Origin of the sequence: Salinivibrio sp. ML290 (assembly GCF_001995695.1) — a bacterium.
Classification (GTDB): domain Bacteria; phylum Pseudomonadota; class Gammaproteobacteria; order Enterobacterales; family Vibrionaceae; genus Salinivibrio; species Salinivibrio siamensis.
Map to the genome: position 1 here is coordinate 235,209 of NZ_MUEY01000003.1, position 14,997 is coordinate 250,205.

Genomic DNA, 14,997 nt, shown 5'->3' on the forward strand with positions numbered 1-14,997 from the left:
ACACATTTATCTTGACGTAAAGATTAATGGCGTTTATCTTTATATCAAGATAAACAATTAATAATAACTTAATCAGTTCAGCATGGTTTAACCACAACCGTATGACAGCCGCATCCTTTTACTGGTTATCGCGCGGCACAAGGACACACAGGAGTCATGACATGGAAACTAACACAATGAATATAATCGTATTTGGCGCCACGGGCGATATTGGCAGTCGAATTGTGGCAGAAGCGTTGCAACGCGGGCATAAGGTCACGGCAGTCACACGTAACGAGGCCGCTTTTGCGAAGTTACCCGACGGCGTAACGCCTGTCGCCGTCAATTTGAACGATGCGGACAAGGTGGCATCGGTAATGGCTGATCATGATCTTGCCATTACGGCGTTACGCCCACCGACAGGCGAAGAAGCACAGTTACCCGTGTTAACCCAAGCCGTCGTCCAAGGCGCAGCACATCATCAAATGCGCGTTCTGATTGTTGGCGGTGCCGCTCGACTGATAATTCCCGGCACTGACGGTGAAACCGTGTTAAACGCAGAGGGCTTTCTCCCCGCCTCAGCCGTTGAGATAGCACGCGCGTGCCAAGTGCAATATGAGCAATGTTTAGCCAGCCAAGATGTGATTTGGAGCTACCTCTCACCTGCCGCCATGATTGCACCTGGTACTCGAACCGGTCAGTACACATTGGGGACAGACACCTTAGTGACAGATAGTGACGGACAGTCTCGCATTTCAATGGAAGACTTCGCAGTCGCTATGCTTGATGAAGCCGAAACACCTAAGCATCTGCAACAAGCATTCACAGTCGGTTATCAGTAATCAAAGCAAAAGCCAGCGGCCGAGTGTAGGCGCTGGCTTTCACTTTCCGATATGTAGCGCTAATCAGCATCATTGCTGAGCCACTGCTGTTTTTGCGTCACCTTGTCACAAATGTATTCACCAATCGGCATCGCAGAGGTCGCGGCTGGCGATGGCGCATTGCACACGTGTAAACTCCGCGCACTTTCGGCAAACAGAAAGTCGTGTACCAAGGTGCCGTCATTTAGCACGGCTTGAGCTCGGATCCCCGCAGGATAAGGCTTCAAATCCTTAGCTTTTATTGTCGGGCAGTATTTATTTACTTGTTTGACGTAGCCCGGCTTCCACCAGGAATTTTTCAGCTCGACCAAGCCAGTCTTTAAGTTGTTGATGGTCACTTTCCAAAAGCCCGCAAAGGTTAGCATTTGCCAGGTATCTTTTAGACTGATATTCACCTTGCCATAGCCTTCTCGCTTCCAACCTTGCACCGCGTTAGGTCCCACCGTGATGGAGCCGTCTATCATCCGCGTGAGATGAACGCCTAAAAAAGGTAAATCGGGATCGGGAATCGGATAGATAAGGTGATTAACAAAGCCTTGGTACTGGCTCGCAAGTTGATAGTATTCCCCGCGGTAAGGGATAATTTGAAACGCAGTTGGGATCCCCATCATGTTGGTCATTCTATCTGCCATCAACCCACTGCATGTCACCACAAACTGACAATGAATCGTTAGCGGCTCCCCGCTTGCTCGGCAATGGAGAGTGACTTGTTCAGCCGCTTCGCTGGCTCCAACGACTTCTGTATTAAGCTGGGTGATACCACCGAGCGCTTCAAACTCAGACACCATTTGCTCTGTCACCCGCCGATAGTCAACAATGCTGGTCGCGCGCACCGCAATGGCACCTAAGCCTTTAACATTGGGCTCTTGCGAATGAAGCTCCGCCGCATCCAGCCAGCGCACGTCGATATCATTGGTTAAGCATCGCTCATAGAGCGCCCGCATCCGAGCCATCTCTTGCTCGTTGGTGGCGACCAATAGCTTGCCACAGTTCTCCACTGCAATATCGTGCTTGGCACAAAATTCAACGGTCAGCGCCGCTCCTCGTTTACAGAAATCGGCTTTTAAACTGCCTGGTGGATAATAGACACCCGCGTGGATCACACCACTGTTATGCCCGGTTTGATGCTGGGCAACGCTTGCCTCTTTTTCCACCAGCAATACGGAGCAATCTGGGTATCGCTGCTTTAATTGCCAGGCTGTGGATGCGCCAACAATACCACCACCGACAATCACATAATCATAAACAGATTTCATATACGCCTCATGACACTGGCAGTTGAGATTGTTGCAACTGATACTTGCGCCCACTGTATATAAACAGGCCCACAAACCCAACGACGCTCACTAAGCGAAGCCACAACGGGATATCGTGCCACACTAACAAAGCACCAATCATTAATAAGCAAAGGCGGCTTAGCCAGTTAATCGGGCCTTCAAGATACCCTTCAATCGCGCCAATTAAGGCATACGTGCCAATAATGGCAAAAAAGCCGACCTCTAACACCGAGACGATATCCCAGCTGACTAGACTGGTATAAGCAATGAGCAAAGGCACGAGATACAAGCCTTTGGCAATTTTCCACGCCATCAGCCCCGTGCGCATCGGTGGGGTTTTAGCAATGGTGGCCGCGGCAAATGCCGTCAAACAAAACGGCGGGGTCACGTTACTGTCTTGCGATAACCAAAAAATAATTAAGTGGGCAGCGAGCAGGGCCAAACTGACGGCCTCCAGCCCTAAGCTTTGCTCTAACAAGGTTTCCATAAAGTCAGCCGGCACTAAGGCAACCATTTGCTGCGCGGTTTCCATGGTCATTGGCGCATTTAAAAGATCGAGTTTGTCTGGGGCAGCCAACATAAATATCGCCTTGGCTTGCTCAGGAAGCTGGCCTGATACCAGCAGCTCCAACAATTGGTTTTCAGCGATAAGCTTATACAGAGCAGGTGCCGACAAGGTGCCCAGTACGATATAGGCAGCGGTCACTGGCAATCCCATCCCTAACACTAACGAGGCGATAGCAATTAGCACCAGCATCATAAACAGATCACCGTTCGCCCAACCATCAATCATCAGCGAGAAAGTATTGCCGATACCCGTGGTGCTGATCACATTCACCACCAAACCAATGCCCACGAGCAAGATGGCGGTGGTGGCCATATTTTTTGCCCCTTGCGCCAAGGCCTCGATGATCGCTTTCGGCCCCATCCGGTGCTCTTTAGAAAACCAGGAAGCGAAAATCACAGAAATAATCGAAATACCCGCGGCATAGGTGGGCGTGAAGCCTTTAATCAGCAAGGTGACAAGCACCGCAAGCGGGATTAGATTATGCCAACCGCGGAGAAGCACCATCAATAAGGAGTCTTCGGTGGTGACAATCTTTTGCACGCCACTGCGCTTTGCTTCAATGCGCACAAAAAAGCCCACCGAGAGAAAGTAGATCAGCGCAGGAACCAGTGATACGGCAATAATATCCACGTAAGGAATTTGGGTATACGAGGCCATGATAAACGCCCCCGCCCCCATTACGGGCGGCATTAATTGCCCCCCAGTTGAAGCCGATGCTTCGACCCCAGCAGCAAAGCGCGACGGAAAACCGGCTTTTTGCATTAAAGGAATACTGATCACCCCGGTCGATACGGTATTCGCTACGCTCGAGCCTGACACTGACCCCATTAACCCAGAGCCAATCACCGCAATAAAACCCGGCCCGCCAATAATCTTACCCGCGGCCGCACGGGCCACGTTGATGATATAATCTCCAACCCCAGAGCGGACAAGAAAGGCGCCAAATAAAATGAACATAAACACGAACGTCCAGCTAATCCGGGTAATCGCGCCAAACATGCCTTCCGAGGAGTAGTAACTGCGATATAACAGGGTTTCAAGGCTCAATCCGGGAAAGTGAAAAATCCCCGACGCCCACTCGCCCCACAGCACGACATAGCTCAAACACACCATAATCAGAATGGGAATGAACCATCCCATGGTACGACGAATCAGCTCCACCACAATGATGATCGCTAAGCTGGCGAACACCCAATCGGCAGTGACAAATTTTACCCCACGCGCATATAACGCATCTTCGGCATAAGGGATATACAGCAGACAAGCCACTGCACCTAACGCAATAAAAATATCGACCGCCAGCGCTATTTTATTCCGCTTCAAAGAGATATGTGCCGGATACCAAAGTGCACAAATCACCGCAAACCCCGCAAAGTGGGTCGCCGAAATCCATAACTCCGGTAGTGTAGATAACGTATTGAACCAAATATGCAATACAGACAACACCACGCCCAGCACAGTGATGGTGGTGGTCACCCACGGAAAATCATCGCGCGTGGGTAATTCAAATTTCTCCAGCGCTGTTTCATCAGGCCCTTGCTCAACAGGCTCGTGCTCTCTTGGCTCGCTCATCCCTTTACTCCAAGCAGTATCCGCGTTTCCATGCAATATTTGATCTCGATAGGCGCTCCGAGCTATCCCGGAGCGCTATCGCCTTATTCCATTACCAGTTCAGACGGGATATCGATACCCACTTCTTGGTAATAGCGTGCTGCACCTGGATGCAGCGGCACAGGCAAACCGGCGATCGCTTTTTCAATCGCCATCGCTTTAGTGGCTTTATGAATGCCTTGAAGGAAAGACAAGTTCTCGTAAATAGCCTTGGTGAGCTGATACACATCCTCATCGGAAAGATCTTTACGCACGGCCAAGAAGTTAGGTTGAGCAATGGTGGTGACCGGCTTATCCAGCTCAGGATAGGTATTAGCAGGAATTTCGTACTTGGTCCAAAGGTTGTATTTACCGTTCGCCGCTTTGATTTGCTCGTCAGTAAAAGACAGGATAGAGATATCATTCCCCAGTGCGGCGAACGCTTGGGTAACTGCGCCAACCGGCACCCCCGCTGGGGTATTCATGCCATCAATGGTGCCATTTTGTAGTGCGCTGGCACTGCCACCATAACCCATGTAAGCCAAATTAAAGGATTCCGGATCCACGCCGAGTCCCTTCATAATCTGACGACCTGAGTTTTCGGTACCTGAATTCTTCTTACCAATCGAAAATTTTTCACCTTCAAGGTTACTCAAATCACTCACGGTGCCCGTTTCTGCCAGCTCACTGCGCACAATAAAGTGCTCAACGTTTTGCCAGAGCATAGACACAGAGCGCAGTTGATCTTGGCGGCCACTTTCAGCATATGGCCCCTCGCCGGACCAGGCCCATGCGCCGTATAAGCCCTGCAAGATCGCAAATTGCGCTTCATCTTCGTTCAGTAGCTTCACATTCTCGCCGGAGCCAGCGGAGCTGATTGCCGACAACGAAAAATGGTGCTTAGGGGCAAGCTTGACCTTACTCAGCGTCGCCAGCGCAACACCAACGGGATAGTAGGTGCCACCGGTTGAAGCCGTTGCGAGGATATAGCTTCGGTCTTCTGCGACAGCGGTCGAGGCGAGGCTAAACGAGGCCGCGGCAAACGTCAGTGCTTTAAATAGCTGATTGATCTTCATCTTTACTCTCCATGTAGGGCTGTATTATTGGTTTACACAAATAAAACGGTTTTTTAACAGCAAAGCATAGATAGCAAAGGGAATGCCAAATCCTATATCCCTGTTATAAAAGGAAATATAAGAAGAGGCCATGGATAATCCGCAAGATTTTTCTCATTTATGGCTGGGCTAATAAGCAAAATCTTGCTGATGATAGCGCCTCACTAGGCAGTCAGGCATCACAAAATGTAACCAAAGTGTGATCAACGCTTAAACGCGGCGCGTTTCGCCTTGAGCAATTTTTTGCCGATTCACTTAGGTATAGTCAGCACGGTGTAAGCCAAACTTTTTCATTTTTTGGTTCAAGGTACGGCGAGGCAAATCAAGTGCTACCATCACTTCATGAATTCGCCCTCGATGGGCGACCAAGCACTCATGCAATACCTTGCGCTCAAAGTTATGCAGTTGGATTAGAAGCGGGACATCCGACTGGATGGTTTCCATAGTCGATGAGGGACGATTCGATAAGATTTCCATCACTGAAATACTGTCATCCAAGGCAAACCGCACTGCTACGTTACGCAGCTCGCGAATATTACCCGGCCATGAATAAGACAAAATGGCGTGCCGATCAGCCTCACTGGCCAAGCGTGTCTCCGGATTGGTCTGACGGGTAAAGTGTTCAAACAAGATTAACGCATCATCGTCACGCTCTCTCAAGGGCGGAATATGAATTTGTGCCACGTTTAAGCGGTAGTACAAATCTTGCCGAAAGGTTTCATGACCACTGAGATCTTCTTTCGCTGCCGCAATCACCCGCGTATCGATCGCTATTGACTGATTCCCTCCCACTCGCTCAACCCTTTGCTCCTGAAGCACGCGTAAAACCTTTACTTGCATGCTCATCGGCATACTCTCTACTTCATCGAAAAACAAGGTGCCTTTGTGCGCGTATTCGAGCTTACCAATCCGACGCTGATTGGCACCGGTAAACGCCCCCGCTTCATGGCCAAACAGCTCACTTTCAAACAAGTTTTCCGGGATCGCGCCGCAGTTAATCGGCACCAAGCGTTGTCCACGACGTACACTCTCATTATGCAAGCTGGTCGCCACCAGCTCTTTGCCACAGCCTGTTTCCCCATAAATGATCACATTCGTGTCAATGCGTGCCAGTTTTGCCACTTGCTCACGTAACTGTTGCATCACACGACTTTGCCCAATCAATACCTTTTCTAACCCGCTGATGCGTGCTAAATACGCTTGCCGCTCTTGCGTCGATGCTTGCTGGCGATAAGTATCAACCGCCTCGGTAACACGCTGAGACAAACGCTCGGGCTCAAAAGGTTTTTCGATAAAATCAAACGCCCCGTTTTGCAACGCCCCCACGGCCATATCAACATCACCGTGTCCGGTAATAAACAACACAGGCGTGGCCACCTGGTGCTGCTCAAGCTCACTCAGGATCGATAATCCATCAACATCAGGGAGTTTGACGTCACTGACCACCGCATCAAACGGGTGCTGTAGCACGGCATCCAACCCGGCTTTGCCATGACTAAATGCTGCCACCTCAAACCCTGCCAGCTCTAGCCACTGGCAGGTGGTCTGGCGAACAATATCGTCATCTTCAATCAAGGCAATGCGTGGGGGTGTGTCAGCAATCATGAGGGTTCATCCGTGATACGTTTTTCATTACCGTAGCAAAAGCCACCGATCAGAAAAGGAGCTAGCTCTCACTTTCTCATCACACTGCTTTAACATTTTTTCGGCGCACCGCAGTCTAAAACAGAATAAGAATGAGAGTGTGTTATGCATCAGGATCACCACAGCCACCAAGAAACCAGCATCAAGACGACATGGGCTCGATTAGTATTCGTCGGCATACTGGTGATTTTCTCATATGGCATCAGCCGTGAAGCGGCTTATCAGTGGTTAAGCGTACAACATCATACTGAGGTGCAGAACAAGCTTTTGGACTACATCGGTGAGGTCCGCCGTGCATTAAGACGCTTCTATCATCTGCCTTATTTGCTGACCAACCATCCTGACACACTGGCGATTGTAAAGGGCGAGCAGCATGAACCCGCCGCCTTCCAAGCAAAACTCACACAGCTCGACAAAGCGGCCAATACCGAAGGCTGGACACTGCTCTCCACATCAGGCGATGTGCTGGCGTCGAGTTTGATTGATGAACGCTTTAGCCGCCCCGATCGGTTGGCGATCGTCGAGCAAGTATTGCACCAAGGTGAAGGCGTATCATTGGTAAATAAAACCAAAGGCTATGGCCCACTCTACTATTTATCCGCCCCGGTTTTTGAGGGGCTTAACATCGCCGCTATCGTGGTGGTGCAGATTGACCTGAGTTTTCTCACCGAACAACCCATTACCAGTCAAGACATCATTCTGCTGCAAAATCGACAACAGCGCTTTTTCCTTTCAAGTAGCAGCGAGTACAACGCAGACTGGCTGAATGCAGCCCAGCTGAATGCAGCCCAGCTGAACGCGACACAAACGCCAGAACACGATAAGACACAGACGGTTAACAGGGAAACGCGTTATCTCTACGACAGTACCGCCATCAGTCAGTGGCGGCTGAATGCCACCTCCTTTCTTGGCCACACGGTAAAACTGGACGATCTAAAGTGGTCAGTGAGCTACCTTACGCCCTACAAGCCTATCAAAGGCGCGGCAAGCCTGTTCGCATGGGGAGTGGCCGCCGCACTGCTCGTGGTCATTCTGCTGTTGATTATCGGTCAACAACGCCGGCAAAAACACCGTCACCAGCAGCGTATTCAAAGCTTATTGCAAGAGTCGCAGCGCCGACTTAAACAAATGATCGATAAAACACAAGTCGGGTTACTGTTAATTGATCAGCAAGGAGCGCTGTTTGATCTCAACCCGATGGCCAAGCGGTTATTTGGCTTGCCAGAAAACAATCATCACCGCATTTTTGCTTGGGAATTATTTGATACCGGCAATCCCCATTCCACCACCCTCACCTTGCTCAAAAACCTCGATCAGCACAATGAACTGGCCGAGCTCAATGCGGTTGAAACCATGGCGCGTCGCAGCGACGGGAGCGTCTTTCCAGCGCTTTTCTCGCTCACCCGCTTTCCTTGGCATGATGAGCAATACTACCTGGCGACGTTGATTGACATTAGCAAACGTAAAAAAGCCGAACAGTCACTGCAGCAGATGAACCAAGCACTTACCGAACGCGTGGAAGAGCGCACCCAAGCGCTGCAACAAGCACAAGCGCAACTGATTGAAACCAGCAAAATGGCCGCTTTAGGGAGAATGTCGAGCGCCATTACTCATGAGCTTAATCAGCCACTTACCGGCCTTCGTACCTTACTCACCACCAACACCTTGCTTGCTGAACGCGGCGAGACAGAAAAAGTTAAAGCCAACAACCAGCTGGTGCAAAAGCTGATTGATCGTATGACCAATATGACTAGCCAATTAAAAACCTTTGCCTACAGCAAACCACAGCATCTCCATCCCGTGTCGCTGGCTGATGCCCTCAATGAGACCTTGCGTGTGTATCAAGCTCAGTTGGCAGACATTGATGTGCGAGTGCGGATGCCTCACGACACGCCCCTGATTGAGGGTGAAGGACAACGACTATTACAAATATTGGGGAACTTGGTGTCTAACGCGTGCGATGCGATGGCAAATACCGCGGCGCCGACCTTGGTGTTTGTGGTCACGCCTGCCGAAAGGACAGTCGAGCTGATGGTCAGTGACAACGGCTGCGGTGCCTCAAAAGACGTTCTGGAGACCATGTTCGAGCCGTTTGTCACTTCTAAAAAAATCGGCGACGGACTGGGTTTGGGGCTCGCGATTACCGCCAACAATGTGCGAGATATAAATGGACAAATAAGCGTCGCCCCTAATGCCCAGAGTGGACTGACCTTCACACTTACTTTTCAGTCAGTCATCCCTGGTCACTAAACCGCGCACCGCTCCCCTCAGCGTGCAATTACAGTGCGGCAAACATAACATGCTGAGGGCCAGCCGCACCGCCCCAATACAGCTCGCCTGTATCGGTAAAGCCACCTTTTTGGTAACAGGCTTTAGCGGCCGGGTTTCGACAGTTAACGGTCAGATACACCCAATTGAAATCACCATAAGCAACGGGTAAATACGCCAGCAAGGCTTTAACCGCACCGGTACCTAATCCCTGCCCTTGATACCGCGCATCCACCACAAACATGCGCAGACCCAGCACCTTTGGCGGGCAAAAGTCATACTGAGACGCATAGTCGATATCGAGTTTAAAAAAGCCTACCGTCTTGCCCGCTCGCTTGATCACATGGCGGTGAATGGTCTCACTGTCCTCGGCAAGAAATTCGTCTGCAGTCCCCGCAAACTTTACTTGTTGGTCAGGTAACGATACCTGGCGAACCCCCTCTGTGTCTTCATTAGTTAGCGGGGCGACACTTATATCGGTAAGCTTACTGGTGGCGTCTGGCATGTTAGCTTTCATCATCCTTGTTATTGGTATAGGGCTTGCGCGTTAGTCTTCGTGGTCAATAGTCTTCGTGGTCAATAGCCTTTGCGGTCAATGCTGAGCACTCGAGGTTAGGGAGCACCGAAAAACGCGCTGCTTCCATAAAAAGCGGGCATAAAAAAGGGAGCCCTGCTACCCAGCGCTCCCTATCATAGCGTGCCAGTTAGGTTAAATCACTGACAATTCAACCTTAATATTGCCACGCGTGGCATTGGAATACGGACATACTTGGTGTGCTTGTTCCACCAGTGACTGCGCGGTCTCTTTATCCAGATCGCCAACCGATACCGCCAATTTCACCGCAATGCCAAAACCGCCATCAATGGGACCAATCGACACTTCTGAGTTGATATGCGTGTCTTCCGGCAAGGTGACGCCTGCTTTACCCGCCACTAGACGAAGCGCGCCAATAAAACAGGCCGCATAGCCGGCAGCAAAGAGCTGCTCAGGGTTGGTGCCTTCACCATCGTTCCCGCCGAGCCCTTTGGGGGTTGAAAGCGCAACATCTAAACGCCCATCATCGGATTTTGCAGACCCTTCACGGCCTCCCGTAGCGGTCGCTTTTGCTGTATAGGCAACACTTTGTAGCTCTTTCATTTCACTCTCCTGTGTTCCCGTCCGCTTGCGGCTCACTGCTTCGCACCCAGCAGGTGCGGTGAAGCCGCTTGCATCAGGTTTATTTATTTTGCATGCAAAATTTTAGATCGCATGACCCAGCATTGCAAATACTTTGCGCACAAAATAAAATACTCATTAGACACACAGACAATGACAAGCCATGACCTATCCCCAATTACAGCTCAATAGCCAAATTTGCCACCGCTTGTATAAAGCCTCTAATGGGATTTCGCGCGCCTACCGAACCTGGTTGAGCGAGCTTGATCTCACCTATCCGCAATATGTGGTGATGATGGCGCTGTGGGAAGAAAATCAACTATCGATCGCCACGTTAGTCGAGAAAACCGGCATTGATGGTGGTGCGATGACGCAGATTTTGAAAAAGATGAGCGATAAAGGCTTGCTCACTATCGTGAAAGACGAAGACGATAAGCGAAAGCGATGGGTCACCCTCACGGGCAAAGGCATTGAGCTGCAGCACCAAGCCGCTGCTATCCCGGAGAAAATCCGCTGCAAGTTTCCCAGCATTGATGATGAGCAAGCCCAGCACCTGATTGCGCTGCTGGATATGATTAATCACGACTTAGGAGAAAGTGACGCATAACCGTCCGGAAAACGGCACCTGCGCAATACGCATCGGCAACAAAGGCAAACTATTGCTTGGTCGTGACCCTCTTTACTGACACAATCGGCGCTGTTACCTCGATATAAACGGACAACAATGAAACTTTTAGCTCGCAACCTTGCACGCACCACCACCGAACACCAACTCCGTCAGCTGTTTTCTGAACACGGCGATGTCACCGAATGCACTCTGGTGCTGGACCAAGAGACCGGCGAATCCAAAGGCTTTGCTTTTGTGACCATGCCTGATGATACACAGGCTAAAGCCGCAATGGCTGCCTTAAACCTCACCAGTGTTGCGAAAAGCAAAATCCGCGTGAAAATCGCGAACTAAGCAAAAAGCCCCCTTGCACTTACATCGGCTATGGGGCGGGAACGATAAGCCAACATGATCATACGTGCTGGCTTTTGTTTATGGTCGAGACTTCTGTCCATGGGCGAATACTATTCAGCTGATCTTCGAGCTCATGTTCAGTAATTTCAGTATCATAGGCGATTTGAGCACGCAGCCAATAGCCCTTCGATAATCCAAAAAAACGGCATAAACGCAGGTCTGTATCAGCCGTTATAGCCCGTTTACCAGCAATAATTTGACCAATACGCTGTGCAGGCACTCCGATTTCTTTAGCCAAACGATATTGCGAAATCCCCATGGGAGTCAGGAATTCCTCTTTTAGCAACTCGCCCGGTGTGACAGCTTCTACAGTACGCATGAGCGACCTCCTAGTGATAATCAACGATTTCGACATCTTCCGCACCACCTTGAACCCAGCGAAAACAAATGCGGAACTGATTATTGATTCGAATGCTAAATTGCCCTTTACGACCACCCTTTAGCGGCTCTAGTTTGTTGCCAGGCGGTATTTTGAGATCATCTAAATCGCTTGAGATTTGTAGCTGGCGCAATTTTCTAAGCGCGACTCGCTCAAAATTGACAAAGCGCTTTACCCGCTTTCCCTGTGCTAGCTTTTCAGTATCTTTGCACGTAAACGATCGAATCATCCTTCAATAGTAACGCATTGCGTTAATAACGTAAAGCGTCATCAAACGATAGCTGATTGACAGCCTACGCCCGACTCGTCACTATCAAGCTTTCGGCATGTAGTGACACTCGAGCAGTAACAATGGCAAAACCGAATAAAAAATGCCCCACCAAAACCATCGATATTTTCTGTAAACGCTGTAATGCGCCGCTGTTTAAATACCGCAAAGGCGGCAAAGGTGCATTGGTGAAGTGCTTTAAAGAAAGGATTGTTGAGGATGCCACCACCACGCCGTGTCACTGCCCTCAGTGCGAACAGCCCTTTGCGCGTGACACCCTGGTGCGAGGCACACCAGCCTATAAATTCATTGGCGGTAAGGTATGGTTCAAATGAAGATAACCCCTTTAGGCGATACGTTAGGGGCGCAAGTCGATAATATCGACCTATCCCAGCTTTCCGAGGCTGAGTTTGCGGCGCTGTACCAAGCATTTTTACGCTACAAAGTGCTTTTCTTTCGCGATCAGCCCCTCTCGACCGATGACCATGTCGCACTGGCAAAACGCTTCGGCGAGCTTGAGCCACCTCACCCGTTTTTCCCACATCTGTCCGACAACGACTAAGTGGTCGTAATTGAAACCAGCCGCGGCAATCCACCCAGCCAAAGTTATTGGCATACCGACATGACATGGCAAGCGGTGCCGCCCAAATGCTCGATTTTACACGCGCAATATGTGCCAGAACATGGCGGGGATACGATTTGGTGTGACATGGCGGCAGTGTGGGCCGATCTAACCGACGAAGAAAAAACCGAGCTACGCCAGCTCGACACCATTCACGCGCTACACGCCTTTGAAGGCAGCCGTTACGATCATCAAGACGCCGACGGCCAGAGTGTGGTGACGAAACGCGCTCAAGACTACCCACCGATTCGCCGTGCCATGGTGCAAACCCACCCTGAAACCGGCCAAGACGTGCTATTTATTAACGAGCAATTTACTCGCGCGATTGCCGATTGGCCAGAAGCAGCTAGCCAACAACGGCTTGCGACACTGTTTAGTCAAGCACGCCAATCGAAATATCACGTTCGCTTTCGCTGGCAAAAACACTCGGTGGCTATCTGGGATAATCGCGCCACCCAGCACTACGCGGTAACCGATTATGGTGACGCGCCCAGACGATTACACCGTGTCACCGTTCAGGGTGACAGTGCTCAATAACGCCTGATGACGCTCAGACGCGGGTATATTGATACAGATTGTTGCGATGCCCATAAAGCATGATTTGGCTTTGTAGCCGAAACCCTAGCTTTTCAAGCAAGCGGTTTGAGGGTTGATTGTCCGGTAAGGTAACGGCCTGAACAGTACTTAGTCCGCTCGCTAACAGGGTTGCTTCAAGCACCGCCTCGGCGGCTTCTGTGGCGTATCCTTGCCCGGTATAACGCGATAAAAACGCGTAGCCTAAATCTGGATATGCCAACTCATCGCGCTTGAGCACACCGCACATGCCGATGGGCTCACCATCTTCCCGCCGTTCCGCCAGATTTAAACCGAAGCCATGTGCTTGATAACTCGCGAGCGGCCCGTGATGGAGATACTCGATCGCGTCTTGCTCAGTACGCACCTTTTTATCCGCGATATAGCGTATAAACGACGCATCATTAAGCAGCTCAACAATAAACGGCGCATCGTCGAGTGTAAACTGTCGCACATTGAGCCTTTTTGACTGGCATATCAGTGTCATAAACCACTCGCCTACTGAAACATTCTATCGCGCCATAATCGCATATTGGCGCGAATAAGTATCTACGCCGGCGCGGATTCAACCGCGAAGTGCAACACTCTCATTTGCAGCCTGACATAACTTGTTAAAGATAACGCTAGGCTGCCTAAAACCAAGACATTTTCTTGGTCGAGCATTCAAACGGGCCACTGCTTGCATCACCTCTTCTTCAGTGATTTCACGCAGGTCAGTGCCCTTGGGAATATACTGCCTGAGCAGCCCGTTACTGTTTTCGTTTAAACCTCGCTCCCAAGATGAATAAGGGTGAGCAAAGTAAATGTCTGTCTCTAATGCCTCGGCTATTGCCTTGTGTCCGACAAATTCTGAACCATTATCTGCTGTGATTGAGTGCACATACGCGGCGTACGGTCGAAGTAGCTCAATGGTGGCATCACGGACGACATCAGCGTTTTTGCTGCTCAACTTTTTTTCCAAGTAAAAGCGACTGGTTCGTTCAGCAATAGTGACAAGCGCGCCTGTGCCGTGTTTGCCCAAAACAGTATCGATTTCCCAGTCACCAAAACGCTCACGAGTATCAACAATGGCTGGCCGCTCATCGATAGAGACGGGGTCTGGTATCACACAGCGCTTGCTTATTTTGCCCTTACGATAGTGTTTGTGCCCTTGGCGCAATGATTTATATAGTTTGCCGCCAGCCGCTTTATCCGTTGCCACATATTGGTAAATCCATTCATGTCTGACAGACATGCCCAACCTCGTGCTCACATTACTAATCTGCTCTGGGCTCCAATCAACGTTCAGGCAGAGTTTAACAAAGTCGATTGTCATCGAAGGTATGCGCCTTTTGGTGGAATGTATACGTCGACTTGTCGCTAGCTGCTGAGCTTGAGCAGGCTCGTAACGGCACGGAAAACGCATGAACATCCGCGTCAAGAAAGGCTTCCTAACACGGTCGCCAAGTACTCTTGGTCCATCGCGCACATCATTCGCTTGCGTTGAATGCCAGCTTTGAAACTCTTCTCTTGCTTTAATAAATTCAAAACCATTTGCCTTATTCGTGCAAAAACTTCCGCTCGGTCATCGACTCTTATTCGGCAAACATNATTACTGATCTGCTCTGGGCTCCAATCAACGTTCAGGCAGAGTTTAACAAAGTCGATTGTCATCGA

Annotated in this window: 14 protein-coding genes and 3 pseudogenes; 6 read left to right on the forward strand and 11 right to left on the reverse strand. The window is 50.2% G+C overall.

Annotated elements, in window-relative coordinates:
• Positions 1 to 176 precede the first annotated feature (176 nt).
• Entirely contained in the window at positions 177 to 821 is a 645-nt protein-coding gene (locus BZG23_RS04705; RefSeq protein WP_077606358.1) for an NAD(P)-dependent oxidoreductase, read from the forward strand.
• Between the two features lie 59 nt (positions 822 to 880).
• Here the strand turns inward: BZG23_RS04705 and lhgO are convergent, their stop codons facing one another.
• The 4 genes from lhgO to BZG23_RS04725 form a co-directional block, all read right to left on the reverse strand.
• Entirely contained in the window at positions 881 to 2,116 is a 1,236-nt protein-coding gene (gene lhgO, locus BZG23_RS04710; RefSeq protein WP_077606272.1) for an L-2-hydroxyglutarate oxidase, read from the reverse strand.
• A gap of 7 nt (positions 2,117 to 2,123) precedes the next feature.
• Positions 2,124 to 4,277: a TRAP transporter permease gene (locus BZG23_RS04715; protein WP_077606273.1), complete on the reverse strand. Its 2,154-nt coding sequence runs from the start codon at positions 4,275 to 4,277 to the stop codon at positions 2,124 to 2,126.
• Positions 4,278 to 4,360: 83 nt separating this feature from the next.
• On the reverse strand, positions 4,361 to 5,371 hold the full coding sequence (locus BZG23_RS04720) for a TAXI family TRAP transporter solute-binding subunit (protein ID WP_077606274.1): 1,011 nt from the start codon (positions 5,369 to 5,371) through the stop codon (positions 4,361 to 4,363).
• Positions 5,372 to 5,665: 294 nt separating this feature from the next.
• Positions 5,666 to 7,015 carry a sigma-54-dependent transcriptional regulator gene (locus tag BZG23_RS04725; RefSeq protein WP_077606275.1) on the reverse strand — a complete coding sequence of 450 codons (1,350 nt, stop codon included), beginning with the start codon at positions 7,013 to 7,015 and terminating at the stop codon, positions 5,666 to 5,668.
• Positions 7,016 to 7,159: 144 nt separating this feature from the next.
• On the opposite strand from BZG23_RS04725, the gene BZG23_RS04730 reads away from it, so the two are divergent.
• Complete coding sequence (locus BZG23_RS04730; protein WP_077606276.1) at positions 7,160 to 9,304, forward strand: sensor histidine kinase; 2,145 nt, start codon at positions 7,160 to 7,162, stop codon at positions 9,302 to 9,304.
• A 28-nt stretch (positions 9,305 to 9,332) separates the two neighbouring features.
• On the opposite strand, the gene BZG23_RS04735 is transcribed toward BZG23_RS04730, so the two are convergent.
• Positions 9,333 to 9,827, reverse strand: a complete 495-nt coding sequence (locus BZG23_RS04735) for a GNAT family N-acetyltransferase (protein ID WP_108743703.1) — start codon at positions 9,825 to 9,827, stop codon at positions 9,333 to 9,335.
• A gap of 204 nt (positions 9,828 to 10,031) precedes the next feature.
• Positions 10,032 to 10,460 carry an organic hydroperoxide resistance protein gene (locus BZG23_RS04740; RefSeq protein ID WP_069361329.1) on the reverse strand — a complete coding sequence of 143 codons (429 nt, stop codon included), beginning with the start codon at positions 10,458 to 10,460 and terminating at the stop codon, positions 10,032 to 10,034.
• 181 nt (positions 10,461 to 10,641) lie between these two features.
• Here BZG23_RS04740 and BZG23_RS04745 point away from each other — a divergent pair, with 181 nt between their 5' ends.
• Positions 10,642 to 11,085 (forward strand): MarR family winged helix-turn-helix transcriptional regulator, encoded by a 444-nt coding sequence (locus tag BZG23_RS04745; RefSeq protein WP_074212823.1) that lies wholly within the window; start codon positions 10,642 to 10,644, stop codon positions 11,083 to 11,085.
• A gap of 117 nt (positions 11,086 to 11,202) precedes the next feature.
• Positions 11,203 to 11,439 (forward strand): RNA recognition motif domain-containing protein, encoded by a 237-nt coding sequence (locus BZG23_RS04750; protein ID WP_077606278.1) that lies wholly within the window; start codon positions 11,203 to 11,205, stop codon positions 11,437 to 11,439.
• Positions 11,440 to 11,497: 58 nt separating this feature from the next.
• Here the strand turns inward: BZG23_RS04750 and BZG23_RS04755 are convergent, their stop codons facing one another.
• Both BZG23_RS04755 and BZG23_RS16910 read right to left on the reverse strand, forming a co-directional pair.
• On the reverse strand, positions 11,498 to 11,818 hold the full coding sequence (locus BZG23_RS04755) for a HigA family addiction module antitoxin (RefSeq protein ID WP_077606279.1): 321 nt from the start codon (positions 11,816 to 11,818) through the stop codon (positions 11,498 to 11,500).
• Between the two features lie 10 nt (positions 11,819 to 11,828).
• Positions 11,829 to 12,107 (reverse strand): type II toxin-antitoxin system RelE/ParE family toxin, encoded by a 279-nt coding sequence (locus BZG23_RS16910; protein WP_077606280.1) that lies wholly within the window; start codon positions 12,105 to 12,107, stop codon positions 11,829 to 11,831.
• Positions 12,108 to 12,229: 122 nt separating this feature from the next.
• On the opposite strand from BZG23_RS16910, the gene BZG23_RS04765 reads away from it, so the two are divergent.
• Positions 12,230 to 12,481 carry a hypothetical protein gene (locus BZG23_RS04765; protein ID WP_077606281.1) on the forward strand — a complete coding sequence of 84 codons (252 nt, stop codon included), beginning with the start codon at positions 12,230 to 12,232 and terminating at the stop codon, positions 12,479 to 12,481.
• Positions 12,478 to 13,305, forward strand: a pseudogene (locus tag BZG23_RS04770) (TauD/TfdA dioxygenase family protein). Before BZG23_RS04765 ends, BZG23_RS04770 begins: the two are co-directional and overlap by 4 nt.
• A 13-nt stretch (positions 13,306 to 13,318) precedes the next feature.
• Here the strand turns inward: BZG23_RS04770 and BZG23_RS04775 are convergent.
• From BZG23_RS04775 to BZG23_RS04785, 3 genes and pseudogenes are all read right to left on the reverse strand, one after another.
• Positions 13,319 to 13,828, reverse strand: a complete 510-nt coding sequence (locus tag BZG23_RS04775) for a GNAT family N-acetyltransferase (protein ID WP_077606282.1) — start codon at positions 13,826 to 13,828, stop codon at positions 13,319 to 13,321.
• Positions 13,829 to 13,906: 78 nt separating this feature from the next.
• Positions 13,907 to 14,728 (reverse strand): annotated as a pseudogene (locus tag BZG23_RS04780) (IS30 family transposase); the annotation flags it as partial.
• Positions 14,729 to 14,757: 29 nt separating this feature from the next.
• Positions 14,758 to 14,925 (reverse strand): annotated as a pseudogene (locus tag BZG23_RS04785) (ISAs1 family transposase); the annotation flags it as partial.
• Between the last annotated feature and the right edge of the window lie 72 nt (positions 14,926 to 14,997).

Bases quoted from the DNA above. Each gene is read 5' to 3' on its own strand.
- BZG23_RS04745 (WP_074212823.1), top strand. From the start codon at position 10,642: ATGACCTATCCCCAATTACAGCTCAATAGCCAAATTTGCCACCGCTTG.
- BZG23_RS04730 (WP_077606276.1), top strand. From the start codon at position 7,160: ATGCATCAGGATCACCACAGCCACCAAGAAACCAGCATCAAGACGACA.
- BZG23_RS04725 (WP_077606275.1), bottom strand. From the start codon at position 7,015: ATGATTGCTGACACACCCCCACGCATTGCCTTGATTGAAGATGACGAT.
- BZG23_RS04720 (WP_077606274.1), bottom strand. From the start codon at position 5,371: ATGAAGATCAATCAGCTATTTAAAGCACTGACGTTTGCCGCGGCCTCG.
- lhgO (WP_077606272.1), bottom strand. From the start codon at position 2,116: ATGAAATCTGTTTATGATTATGTGATTGTCGGTGGTGGTATTGTTGGC.
- BZG23_RS04775 (WP_077606282.1), bottom strand. From the start codon at position 13,828: ATGACACTGATATGCCAGTCAAAAAGGCTCAATGTGCGACAGTTTACA.
- BZG23_RS04705 (WP_077606358.1), top strand. From the start codon at position 177: ATGAATATAATCGTATTTGGCGCCACGGGCGATATTGGCAGTCGAATT.
- BZG23_RS04715 (WP_077606273.1), bottom strand. From the start codon at position 4,277: ATGAGCGAGCCAAGAGAGCACGAGCCTGTTGAGCAAGGGCCTGATGAA.
- BZG23_RS04740 (WP_069361329.1), bottom strand. From the start codon at position 10,460: ATGAAAGAGCTACAAAGTGTTGCCTATACAGCAAAAGCGACCGCTACG.
- BZG23_RS04735 (WP_108743703.1), bottom strand. From the start codon at position 9,827: ATGCCAGACGCCACCAGTAAGCTTACCGATATAAGTGTCGCCCCGCTA.
- BZG23_RS04750 (WP_077606278.1), top strand. From the start codon at position 11,203: ATGAAACTTTTAGCTCGCAACCTTGCACGCACCACCACCGAACACCAA.
- BZG23_RS04755 (WP_077606279.1), bottom strand. From the start codon at position 11,818: ATGCGTACTGTAGAAGCTGTCACACCGGGCGAGTTGCTAAAAGAGGAA.
- BZG23_RS16910 (WP_077606280.1), bottom strand. From the start codon at position 12,107: ATGATTCGATCGTTTACGTGCAAAGATACTGAAAAGCTAGCACAGGGA.
- BZG23_RS04765 (WP_077606281.1), top strand. From the start codon at position 12,230: ATGGCAAAACCGAATAAAAAATGCCCCACCAAAACCATCGATATTTTC.